Annotated in this window: 8 protein-coding genes; 5 read left to right on the top strand and 3 right to left on the bottom strand. The window is 51.3% G+C overall.

Features of this window, described 5'->3' with window-relative positions:
* Nucleotides 1–9: 9 nt before the first annotated feature.
* From K0F86_RS22375 to brxL, 5 genes are read left to right on the top strand one after another with little or no spacing between them, the layout of a single operon-like run.
* A complete protein-coding gene (locus K0F86_RS22375) occupies nt 10–1,134 on the top strand; it encodes a hypothetical protein (RefSeq protein ID WP_219136382.1) in 1,125 nt (374 codons plus the stop codon).
* On the top strand, nt 1,124–2,695 hold the full coding sequence (locus K0F86_RS22370; RefSeq protein WP_219136381.1) for a hypothetical protein: 1,572 nt from the start codon (nt 1,124–1,126) through the stop codon (nt 2,693–2,695). Before K0F86_RS22375 ends, K0F86_RS22370 begins: the two co-directional genes overlap by 11 nt.
* On the top strand, nt 2,692–4,488 hold the full coding sequence (locus tag K0F86_RS22365; RefSeq protein WP_219136380.1) for an Hsp70 family protein: 1,797 nt from the start codon (nt 2,692–2,694) through the stop codon (nt 4,486–4,488). The genes K0F86_RS22370 and K0F86_RS22365 overlap by 4 nt, the downstream gene beginning before the upstream one ends.
* A 4-nt stretch (nt 4,489–4,492) precedes the next feature.
* Nucleotides 4,493–6,841: a BREX-1 system phosphatase PglZ type B gene (pglZ, locus tag K0F86_RS22360; protein ID WP_219136379.1), complete on the top strand. Its 2,349-nt coding sequence runs from the start codon at nt 4,493–4,495 to the stop codon at nt 6,839–6,841.
* A 15-nt stretch (nt 6,842–6,856) separates the two neighbouring features.
* On the top strand, nt 6,857–8,902 hold the full coding sequence (gene brxL / locus K0F86_RS22355; protein WP_219136378.1) for a protease Lon-related BREX system protein BrxL: 2,046 nt from the start codon (nt 6,857–6,859) through the stop codon (nt 8,900–8,902).
* Between the two features lie 219 nt (nt 8,903–9,121).
* On the opposite strand, the gene K0F86_RS22350 is transcribed toward brxL, so the two are convergent.
* From K0F86_RS22350 to K0F86_RS22340, 3 genes are all read right to left on the bottom strand, one after another.
* The gene (locus K0F86_RS22350) at nt 9,122–10,072 is read right to left on the bottom strand and encodes a sce7725 family protein (RefSeq protein ID WP_219136377.1); all 951 of its coding nucleotides are present in this window, start codon (nt 10,070–10,072) and stop codon (nt 9,122–9,124) included.
* Between the two features lie 48 nt (nt 10,073–10,120).
* Entirely contained in the window at nt 10,121–10,996 is an 876-nt protein-coding gene (locus tag K0F86_RS22345) for a sce7726 family protein (protein WP_219136376.1), read from the bottom strand.
* A gap of 541 nt (nt 10,997–11,537) precedes the next feature.
* Entirely contained in the window at nt 11,538–11,783 is a 246-nt protein-coding gene (locus K0F86_RS22340) for an H-NS histone family protein (protein WP_257572320.1), read from the bottom strand.
* Nucleotides 11,784–11,820: the final 37 nt, after the last annotated feature.

Genomic DNA, 11,820 nt, shown 5'->3' with positions numbered 1-11,820 from the left:
AGGAAAACAATGGGATTTTGGCATACAGGATACTTGGAGTTTCACGAGTCAACGGGTTTGTCTGACATATACATTGCTCCGATACCGTTTTTTCCGCGATGCCAGAAGTGCGGCCAAGAGTTTCCAGACGTCGACGCATTGGCGCTTCATCGCTTCGAGAAGCACCCCTATTTGCAACCAGCCTTGCTGATTGACGGCGTCGAGTTTGTCGCCACGAGACACACGATTTCGAAGCAAATTGAGGCAAAAAATATACGATTCACGAACACAAGCACCTGTTGGGTCAATGGTGAGCAAGTGACTGCGGCGGTCTTGTCGCAGCGCATAGCTGCCGCTCGTCAGAAATTTATTTCCGTGCGGCTTAGAAATGATGAAGGAGCGGTGGAAACAAGCTACGACCTTGATATTGGCATCCCAGAAAAAAATGACATCATCGAGGTCGAAAAGCGATTTTTCGAACTTTCTAGCGCCGGTAACCTGACCGTCATATCCATCAACAACTTCATTCAAGTTACGCGTGAGTTCCTTTCTGTTAGGAGCTATGTCGATGGTTTGAGCATGTACCTGTATGGGGTTCTCGCAAAAGACCAGCGTGGGAAGACATCGCTCACGAGGGAAGATGGGCGAGCACGTATGACGTCTGCGCAGCAACTGCTTAGCCGTTTCAATACGCCGCTCTCAGTCGTTGTCACTCAAACCATTAATTTCAACTTGAATGCGTTTAATGATGGATTGTCGGTGAAAAATTCACCGCAACTGGCTCGCGTGATGCAGCGATTTTGGCGCCTCCTTCATCCCCTTGAAAATTTGCCAGTACTCCCGGATGAGACCGAAGGAGTTCGGTCTAAGCAAGTTCCGCTTGATGTTTGCACCAATCAACTGCTTGAATGGAGTCTGCTTTCATCTTCAAGCGTTGTTGAAAAAAGAAAAGAGCTGGAAAAGACATTTTCTGACGATAATTGGATTCCCGACGATAGATTTAAAGTCCAGATTCTTCTCGTAGACGCATTGAACAATGAAGGTGAAGTCAAGAAATGCTCCGACCATGCGCGGCGATTGCGGCACCACCCACAGTGGGGTAAGTGGGCTGAATCCCTGATACAAATTGATAAGCGAGAACGTATTGAGCAGTGATGAAAACAAGCCCGTGAAGTCGGCGAAATTGATAACAACGATATCATTGCCTTTCGGTAACAGGAAATCAAAAAGACGAAATACGATGTCAAAGCAGAATGTTAATTTTACGATAAGTTCTCAATCTTTGCCTGGTTCGCTCAATACAGGGCAGCCTGTCAAAGCGCATCCAGCCGACAGCGCTTGGGGGGCACCCAATATTCGAAATGCCACAGCACCTGCGGTCAAGGCTCCAAATGAGCCGCGCGAGGGCGATGATAGGCAACCATCGACAGCTACTGAGGCGGTGGCAGTCATCGCTCCGAAAAGTCCGCTATCGGATGACTTGTCGAAGGTCGTTTTTTCCACGGACGATGACTCAGATAAGACCGTTTCGACCGTGGCAGTGGAAAAAAGGAAGGACCCGCAATCATTCGCTGAGTACATCGACCTCTTCTATGTTGGGAAAATCAAGAGCTTGCCAGAAGCGCTCGTACAGCGACTGACTGGTCTTTCAGCAGCCATGGTGCCGGAAATGCGCAGCGCTCTGCTGAAAAAGGCCATGGGCTTGGATGCTTCGCTTGAAAAAACACGTAATTTGATGCAACTTGCCCGCAGTGCGCTCCCAAACCGGACGTTGGAGTCTATGTTCAGGGAGTTTGCTCAAGACGTTGTCGCTCTGCATCCAGCCTTGCGCAACCATGGGCTCGCCCGCTCTTATTTGTTTCCACTTTATGGGCAGGGTCAATCGCTTCAGGATGTTTGGAGTGCCTTAAATAAGTGCAATTCCAAAGAGAAATCTTCGAAAATCAAAGTCATTAAAACGGCTCCAACTCTGGCAGGCAATGCTGTCGAGTCAAGTTCAACAGACGACGCTGTTATTACTTTCGTGTCGCTAGAGAGCACTCCGAAATTAGATTCGGATGGCGACTCTACTGATGCCGCAGTTTCAACAGAGAAGAAAAATAATCCAGAAAAGGATTTTGTAAAGGCTCGGCGCAATGCTTTTCTTTGTGCAGTGGTCTGGCGCCGCGAGCAGGAATCCATATCGTTTGGGGATATTCACCGGGTATTCAAGGATACGATACTGCGCCTTAAAAACAAGTCAGAAAATATGGAAGACGACTTGCTGGAAAGCATGCTTTCGCTCTCGGCAATCGAGGCTGAAAAAGTTGGCCTGTACGCCGAATGGGCAAGTCAATCCATCAATGCCCAGATTAATCGCGGAGGATTTCTTGAAGAGCAACTCGCGAATAATGTGGAAAAAGTGGAGCGTCTAAGTAGTCAAAATGCAGAGCAGGCCACACTGCTGGCACAAAAAAATGAGGAACTTGGTAATTTCAAGAGGCAACTTCAGGAGCTACAGAGTGAACTGGCAGTTCAAAAAGTGCATGCCAGAGCAGATTATGAAGAACTGCGTGCGAGGTCCTTGGGGGTGCTGAAAAAGGAAGTGATGGATTTGGAGAACGTTGAAATTGCGTTGTCGCGGCCGATTCCAAAAGTTGAAACGGCGAAAGATGTTGTGACAGTGGTGGTTGACTCTTTGCAGGCATATATCAACGATTTGGAAGGTAAGAGATGAAGGTATTTGGCTTGGATTTCGGTACGACCAATAGCGTGGCTTCCATGGTCGTCGGCACCCGTTGTATTTCGCTTTTGGACGACAACATGCCACATCCTTCAATCGTCTGTTACCAGGGCGATGAGGTCATCGTCGGGAAAAAAGCCAAGGCCATGCTTGGCTCTGCAGGGGCCGGTGGTGTTGGAAATATTGTGCGTTCTCCCAAAACCAGGTTAGGTGAAAAATCGGTCGAGGTTGATGGCTTCAGCTATAGCCCAAAGGAAGTAGTCAGGGACGTTGTCAAGCATGTCTGTGCCGATGCTAAGAGGCAAATGCCAGAAAATGTATTTGCGACAGCGGTCGTTACGATTCCGGTTGACATGAACGGTTCCCGACGCAGGGAGTTAAGAGAGGCATGCAGGATGGCGGGTGTCAGTGTCATGCAATTTGTGCATGAGCCGCTGGCTGCCTTGTACGGGCATTTGCGCAATAAGGAAAACTATGCTGAAGAGACCCGGCGATTGAATGGTGAAATTGTGTTGGTCTTCGATTGGGGTGGCGGAACGCTCGACTTGACCCTTTGCCGCATGTTGGGCGGGATGTTGGTGCAAATCAAGAACGATGGCTGTGACAGTGTCGGTGGGGACCTTTTGGACGACATGTTGGTGAACTATATTGAACAGGCAGTTTTAGCAAAGCGTGGCATCACTCATGAGGTTGCTACTCAAGTTGGCGCCAAGGCAAGGCTGCGCGCATCTGCCGAGAAGGCGAAAGTGGAATTGTCGGGCAAGGACACGCATCCGATTTTGGTGGTGGATTACTTTATGAACGAAGCGGGTGACCCCGACCTGGAATTTCGGCTTACTCGAAGCCAGCTTGAAGAGTGTACAAAGCAAAAAATTGAGCAAGGGATTCGACGCATCGAAAAAATACTCGAGTCGTCCCGCTTGCCGGCATCAGCCGTCAAGCTCTGTCTTGCAACAGGCGGCATGGTGAACATGCCTTGTATTCAGTCACGACTACGAGAAATTTTTGGCGCACAGCGGGTCGAGATTTCTACGCGGGGGAACACGATAATTTCCGAAGGCGCTGCCTGGATTGCGCACGATGGGGCAAGGCTGTTGCTCTCCAAGAATATCGAATTTCTGGTGGCGCGTCAGGCATATTTCCCTGCGATTAAGGCAGGCACGCTGATGCCGAGTGAGAGCACGGTTCAGACTCATACATTGGATATGTATTGTGTCGACCCAACTGATGGGATTGCGAAGTTTCAGATTGTCGCGCCAGAGAGACCTGGACGAAGCATTCAATCTACAGACGAAAGAAAAACCTTGGGAACCCTCGCCGTAGAAGTGGATGAAAAGGTGTGGCCTCTCGGTGAGAGATTATGTATTGACCTTTCGATTGATGACAACCTGATTTTGCTTGTTGAGGTCGAATCGACCATTGCCCGACGCAAGGACCGTTTGGAAATTCATGAGCTTGAATTCGGCTTGGCTGCACCGTTTGACATAGAGGATATTAGCTCTGCTGCATCCCGAGTTAAGGATGTGCTTACTTCTTTGCCTAAAAGTGAAAAAGGCGCCATCATTTTACGTTCGAACGTGAGTGAAGATGCCCAAGACACTTCGCGTATCCCTGGTGAAGTAGCGCGCCAACTGTTTGGGGGGGAGTACTTTGATAGGAATTCGAACCGAAATCTTTCGCAAGTTCAGGACTACGAAAAGCTAGTATATCAGCCCTGTTCATGTTGCCGGCAGGTTCAGTGTCTTTGCGGTGCGCTGCGCAAAGCCGGTTGGACATCCCCTAAGTAGAGTATTGGAAAAAATATTCGTTATGACTATTCGCGCAAAATTCATTGAATCAATTCGAGAAGCCATTAAGGTGAATCGAGGTGTACAGACGACTCCTGCAGTCATTCTTTGGTCCGACAAAGACCGGCTGTGGGAGTCGATACTCCCACAGCTCGTCGATGCGTTACCGGAGCTTCTCGTCCTTGGTACATTTGCTCCAGACCGACGGACTGGGCCGGCAATCTGGCTAAAGTGTGCCGTTGCGCAAACGTTGGGCGAAGATTTTGCTGCAGGCGATGCCATTCCAGTGATTTATCTCCCTGGCGTGGGTCGCAATGAACTTCGCGCCATCGAGTCCTGCCCTCGTGAATTGCAGCCGCTTGCTGAGCTACAGTATCGTGGTGTATTTTGGAGCCAAGCAAATGCAAAGGACTGGACCTTCAATGCCTTCTTGACCTCAAAACATGGGGGGCTTGGCCTCGACGTTTCGCAAGACAAGGCTACCCAGGACTCATTACAGCGGGTTTTAACGGCCGGCGTCTTCTTTGAACATTCAGTGGCTGACTTAAAGTCGCGACAAATAAATGCCGCATTCTTGGACGGACTCTTGGCACCGAATCCGGCGCGTGATGTCCTGGTATGGTTAAACGATTCCGTGCTGGCCCGCTCCCAATGGCAAGGCGCCCATTGGGAATTGTTTGCGGCGAGGTGTCGCAGCGATTTTGGCTTTGACCTTCATGCCGATGGCGCCCTAACCGCAGCAGAAAAGCTTGCCAGTCGGGCAGGCGCTTGGGCAGCGGTATGGGACCTCTATAGCGATTCATATGTGAGCTTCCCCAAGGTGGCTGACCACTTGGCGAGGGTACAGCCGCCAAAATCTCGCGGCCTATTTGACGACCCGGCAGAAATGGCTGGATACCTCCATGTGAATGAGGAGGCCGAGGCTTTGCTGCGCAGCCAGTTGAATGCCGTAGGAGCCATGGCCGTCATCGAAGCCAGGGCTGCTATCTTCGATATCGAGAAGGACCATGGCCATCGTCGCGATTGGCTTTGGGCCCGGATGGGACGCTCAAAATTGGCGAGTGCCCTTGGACACTTAGTGGAAATTGCGTCGCTTTCTGGGAAAATTCCGGGAGGTACAACTCCAGACCAAATGGCCGATAAATATCGGGAAAGTGGTTGGATGGTAGATTCGGCGGCGTTGAAAGCTATTTCGGCCGTCCAATCTAAGGCGGATTCGGATGCTGTAAACATGGCGCTTCGCGCGCTTTACGTCCCATGGCTTGAGGACACTGCCAGCCATTTCCAAAAAGTAACCATCGAACAGGGACGCCTAAGTATAGGGGTGCCAGAACGCGCGGCAGACGCTAACGGGCACTGCACAATCTTCGTGGACGGGCTGCGTTACGATGTTGCCATGGTATTGAAGGAGCAGCTTGGCTCGGTTGGGGAGGTATCACTCAGCTCTTCTTGGACGAGCATACCTTCAGTGACCGCATCTGGTAAGGCATGGGTATCGCCTGTCGCCAAATATATTGGCGGTAAAGTGACCAATGAAGAATTCGAGCCATGCGTGAAGGGTGACGACAAGCCTCTCAATACCTACAATTTCCGGAAGCTCCTCGGCGAGCATGGTATACAGGTTCTGGACAAGCACGAGATAGGTGACCCGACTGGCAAAGCGTGGGTTGAGTGCGGGGACCTGGACCACTATGGTCACGCGCATGGTCTCAAGCTCGCGCGCGACCTTGATGTTCAGCTTGGACAAATTGTCGAGCGCACAATGGAGCTCGCCGCAGCCGGTTGGACTTCATTTCGAATCGTAACTGACCACGGTTGGTTGCTTGTTCCGGGAAAGCTACCGAAGACTGAGTTGTCGAAGCACCAGACGAAGACAAAGTGGGGGCGTTGCGCGGTGCTCAAGGATTCGTCGCATGGTACTGCGCTGACGTTTGGCTGGGACTGGTGTAAAGACGTGCAAATCGCGATGGCGCCAGGTATATCTAGCTTCGTCGCCGGCGACGAGTACGCTCATGGTGGGCTTACGTTGCAGGAGTGCCTTGTACCTGTCATTGAGGTGCTGGCTTATCAGGAAAATACGGCAGCATTGAAGGTGGACACCATCAAGGTGACGTGGAAGGGTCTGCGGTGCCAGGTTCAAATTGCGGCAGCGCATACCGGATTGGCGGTCGACATTCGCACGAAAGCCGCGCTTGCTGAGTCCAGTGTCTTGGCCAAGGTAAAAATATTCGAAGAGGGTAGGGCTTCCGTAGCCGTTGCCGACGATTCGTGTATGGACGTGGCTGCATTTGTTGTAGTGCTCGACGCTAGTGGTGCCGTCGTTCAAAAAATGCCGACTACGATTGGCGAATGAAATTGAGGAATACGTATGCAATTGGATGAACTTGATAGGAAAGCGAGCGAGGCTTTCGAAGGATATGTTGTTCGCAAGGACCTGGTGCGCACATTCAGTCGCCAGTTTCCTGTGCCAACGTACGTCGTCGAGTTTCTGTTGGGACGATATTGTGCGACTACTGACGACACAGAGATTCAGGAAGGTATAGAAATCGTCCAACGTCAGCTTGGTTCGCGAACGGTGAAGGCCGGGGAAGAAGAGCTCTTCAAGGCGCGTGCTCGCGAATCCGGTTCCGTCAAAATCATTGATATCGTAACTGCTCGGTTGGATGCCAAGACCGATTCGTATGTGGCATCGCTGCCGAGTCTTCGTTTGAACGACGTGCGTATTACGCCCGAGACGGTGAGAGAGCATGAGCGCATGTTGACGGGAGGTTTCTATGCCGAGGTCACGCTTGGGTACGATGCGTCAATAGCGCAAGAGAAGGGCGGACGTCCCTTTGGCGTCGACGGACTTCGCGCAATCCAATTGTCGAAGCGCGAGGTTCTGGATGAACTTGCCAAAGGGCGTGGCCAATTTACGACGCCCGAATGGCGCGACCTATTGCTTCGTAGCGTGGGATTTGAGCCGGGAGACCTGGCGGAACGTGCTAAGGATGCCCTATTGCTGCGCATGGTGCCATTCGTTGAGCGCAACTACAATCTAGTAGAACTTGGTCCTCGAGGCACCGGAAAGTCACATCTTTTTCAGCAGATTTCACCCTATGCGCACCTCATTTCCGGCGGCAAGGCTACCGTGGCTCGAATGTTCGTGAATAACCAAAATGGTCAGCGTGGCTTGGTGTGCCAGTACGACGTTGTCTGTTTTGATGAGGTCTCTGGTGTGTCCTTTGACCAAAAGGATGGCGTTAACATCATGAAGGGTTATATGGAGTCGGGAGAGTTCTCCCGCGGCAAAGAGAGCATTCGCGCGGACGGCTCGATTGTCCTGGTAGGTAACTTTGACGTCGACGTTGAGCACCAACAACGCGTCGGCCATCTCTTCGGACCCCTGCCTCCTGAGATGCGCGACGATACAGCTTTCATGGACCGTATTCATTGCTTCTTGCCGGGTTGGGATGTGCCGAAGCTGAACCCAAGCTTGTTCACCGACCACTTTGGATTGGTGAGCGACTTCCTTTCCGAGTGTTTCACACAACTACGTGGGCAAAGTCGAGTATCGACCTTGCAAGGCCGTGTGTTTTGGGGAGGTGCTCTATCGGGCCGCGACCTCAATGCCGTCAATAAGACAGTTAGTGGCCTGCTCAAGCTTATCTATCCAGATGCGGGTGCGCAAGTCAGCGACGAAGACCTCGAGTGGGCTGTTCGTCTGGCGCTTGAAGTGCGGCGCAGAGTGAAGGAGCAGCAAAAACGCATTGGTGCTGCGGAGTTTCGCAACACGCATTTCAGCTACACGATGGGCGCGGAGGGAGTTGAGAAATTTGTTGTGACGCCAGAGCTTAGGAGTGATAACACGTTGGGCATAGACCCGTTGGAGGCTGGTCAAGTGTGGACTATCAGCCCGGGTGGTACAGACGACAATCCTGGCCTTTATCGTATCGAAGTCAATGAGGGGCCGGGTTCGGGAGTTCGCATTATGAACAAGCCGACACCGCCGGCGTTCCAGGAGTCGATGCGGTACGCGGAACAAAATTTGTACGCACGGTCAGTTCAGCTTGTTGGTGACCGAGACCCCAGGTCGCATGAGTTTTCCGTCCAACTTCGAGCGTTCGACGCCGCTAAATCTGGGGCAAAGCTTGGAGTGCCGGCGTTAATTGCCCTGTCCAGCGCATTGCTTCGGAAGTCTGTGCGCGGGGGGCTGGTTGTGGTCGGTGAAATCAATCTCGGCGGCTCAATTGAGCCTGTTCACAACGCCGTCAACATCGCTGAAATCGCGATTGAGAAGGGGGCGCAGGCCCTGCTGATGCCGGTAAATTGTAGGCGTCAACTTAACGAGCTCTCGGATGATATGGCGACAAAGGTGGACATCCAGTTTTACTTGGATGCACGAGATGCGTTGCTGAAGGCGCTAGTCGAATGATTGGATTGGATTGGAATGAGTTGCATATTGGTGTAATTGTGATGCATCAATAATTCGATATTGTTTTTTTAAGGGCCTGATAAACCATATGGAATGCGCGTTAACGATATAAATAATTATATCGTTTATATTATATTCTATCGAGGGTGCGGAATATGTACGGGAACCCTCCCCTTATCGAGGGTCTACAGACAGCACGAAATGGTAACCGTGCTTCCGTCAGTGTCCGGTCAATAGGAAGTCGTGGATGCGGGCGATATGATGTTGAATTTGACGCTCTTTGTTTTTGCCGAGACCAGGATAGTGCGAATTGTTGTGGTTTTGCAGGTAGTCGTTAATGGCCCCATTAGTGCCGAACTCGGCTCCTCGGACGTGGTACTCCGCCGCGAATTTTGATACGGCCTGTAAAAATTTTCCTTCGGTCGTACCTACCCCGATGTGGGTATCGTCGGATACAAAGTGCTGTACCCACAGGTTCCCGTCCCTCCCGCTTTTATATGTAATGTGGACAGCCACCGCGCCAGGCGGACCTCCGCCCAGCTGCACCTCGCAACCGGTAATGGTGTAGTCGCCGAATCCGGCTCCGTGCTCGCTAAAAGACCTATGACGGTCAGTAAAATGCTCCTCCCCGCAGTAGTCAGCATTTCGCGGCTGTTTGTTGAAGTGGTCGTAAATGTGAACCTTTTTTGCGTGCGGAAGCAATAATAGCTGCGAACTTGGTACTTTCCCTTGCAGCGCAACGTGGTATGACACGTTCGGCACCAATGCCAGCGACTGCACAACGGCATCAGAGAGGCCAGAGTTCAGGTAGAGAAGCGCAACTTCACGATGCGAGTATTTCGTTAAAAAATCATGCACAGCTGCATGCGTTACCCCGGGGCGGCACAAGAAGCCCGGGATGATGCTAGCTTGCGCTGCAAGAGAGACATCTACAGCTGCGACCCATGCCAGCGGCGGACCACCTTTTAACTCGCCTTGCGAAGGGTTCGTGATGATGATGGCTTTGTGCCCCCGCTCCCCAATTTCGTCGATGGTCTTAGTTAGTGCTGCAGGTTTCGTGACAATCGGCTCGATGATGGGTATCACGAGCCCGGAAGACAGATAGTTAACACTACTGCTGCGAATAGCGAGCAATTCCGATGCGCGCCCAAAAACATATGGAAAGTACATTAACGGTCTCCGAGGTAGGTAAAAGACTCGCCACCGAATATTCGTACGTTAATGGGATAATTGAATCGGTTTCGACAGAGAATCCAAAACCGAAATGCGTTGACGTCCGGAGAGCGGCGTTGCATATCCTAAAGCGCGTAGGGACGATGGTAATCTTAAAACAAAGTCTACATTAGATTTGTCCGTTGTACGCGATTTAAGCGCTTTGACAAAACATTTATGCGCCTGCTCAGCAGATAGTTGTTGAAATAGAGTTTCGCAATAAGCACCGATTAACCCATTTGGCATAGACGGTACCGCTCCGAGAGTTGATTCGATGGCGCTTAGATATTCCTCCCGTCGCATACAGCGGAAAACTGTTCGCGGGTCAATATTTTCAATGTTCGTGCTTGCTTCGCGGTAGGGTGTCAAAGCGTGCTGGTCCGAAAGGACAATCAGGCCAACGCGGCTGTCGAGCTCACGTTCATAGCGTGTGATGTGAGCTGGATGCGTAACCACGTATACCTTGTCAAAGGTTTTGAGATAGTCGTTGGTCTGCGAGGCGAGACGTTTGCATGTATCGAACTCGGTTTTTATCTCGTACGCTGTGGTCGTGCCGTTTGCCACAACGACATCTGCGATTGAACTGCCCACTCGAAGCTCTACTTGGAAACCTGCAGTACGGGGGCTGTGGCGTTTAAAGACAAGTCGGGTCGCCAATTCGTTCTTGTAGACATACTCGTTGCGATAGCTGCTGGCCAAGCGGTTCCAGCCATGTTCGAACAGGTCGCCAAGCCCGAGTTCGGCTAGGTCGTGCTCGACCTGGCCATGCGTTAGTAGCAGGTCAATAACTGGCTTGGCATTTCCGGTGCGTGCAAGCTCAGCGAACATAGGTCGCGTGTAAGCTCGGGAAAGCAATCGGAGGGAATCAATCGTAATAGTCATGGTGGAAGGCTGTTGTAGCGAATGAAACGTATAAGTACATGGCGCAAATCAATCACCACTCATTGCGCCAAGCATTTTAGCAGCATTCGTAGCCGGATAGCCTCGAGTCCAGTAGCAACAAGTAGTTGCCAGAGGGCCTGTCCAGGTGCAGGAACAGCATCCGGCGCTTGCCGCACTCATCAATGTCGTGTAGCGGGGGCGCCAGCATCAGCTCGACTGGAACAAATAAAATTAACTATATGGCAATATTTATTATTGGCCACTGGGATATGATGTTGCTGTGCTCTCAAGTGTAAGTATATTTTCTTTCAAAAGTGGAAGAATGCTCATGCAACCGCTGGCGCTCTATTTAGCTAATTTTTGTCGCTTAGATTCGACCTATCGAGGCCTTCCTACGTAGTGGTGACAACAGACGCCTGTGCTTATGTGCAAAGGCGATGGCCTACCAGTGGCATGCAGTGCTGATGCCGCTCAGGATTCTCATTATGAAGAAATAATTGACGGCGCATAACTACTATTTGCGCCACGGACGTCCAGTTCCTTAACCCGTGATACGAAACTGTTCCTTGTCCTTGCCATCAAGCCAGCGCGGCGCGCGGCCGCGGCCAGTCCAGGTCTCACCTGTTTCTGGGTTCTTAAATTGCGCTGGAACCGAGCCCTTGGCTTTTGTTGGCTTCGCACGAGTTCCGGAGGAGATATCTTCCACGGTGATGCCGTGCAGCTGCATCAAGTCTTTGATTGTCTTGATTGCGCCACTGAGCTCATCTGAAATAGCCCCTTGATTCACCAGACACAGCCTATGCGTTATTCTTACGGATAGGAAT

Origin of the sequence: Janthinobacterium sp. UMAB-60 (assembly GCF_900095235.1) — a bacterium.
Lineage (GTDB): Bacteria > Pseudomonadota > Gammaproteobacteria > Burkholderiales > Burkholderiaceae_D > Janthinobacterium.
This window is presented reverse-complemented; position numbering and strand designations above follow the sequence as displayed.

Excerpts from the sequence above, each read along its gene's own strand:
- K0F86_RS22375 (WP_219136382.1), top strand. The coding sequence starts at position 10 with ATGGGATTTTGGCATACAGGATACTTGGAGTTTCACGAGTCAACGGGT.
- K0F86_RS22365 (WP_219136380.1), top strand. The coding sequence starts at position 2,692 with ATGAAGGTATTTGGCTTGGATTTCGGTACGACCAATAGCGTGGCTTCC.
- brxL (WP_219136378.1), top strand. The coding sequence starts at position 6,857 with ATGCAATTGGATGAACTTGATAGGAAAGCGAGCGAGGCTTTCGAAGGA.
- K0F86_RS22350 (WP_219136377.1), bottom strand. The coding sequence starts at position 10,072 with ATGTACTTTCCATATGTTTTTGGGCGCGCATCGGAATTGCTCGCTATT.
- K0F86_RS22345 (WP_219136376.1), bottom strand. The coding sequence starts at position 10,996 with ATGACTATTACGATTGATTCCCTCCGATTGCTTTCCCGAGCTTACACG.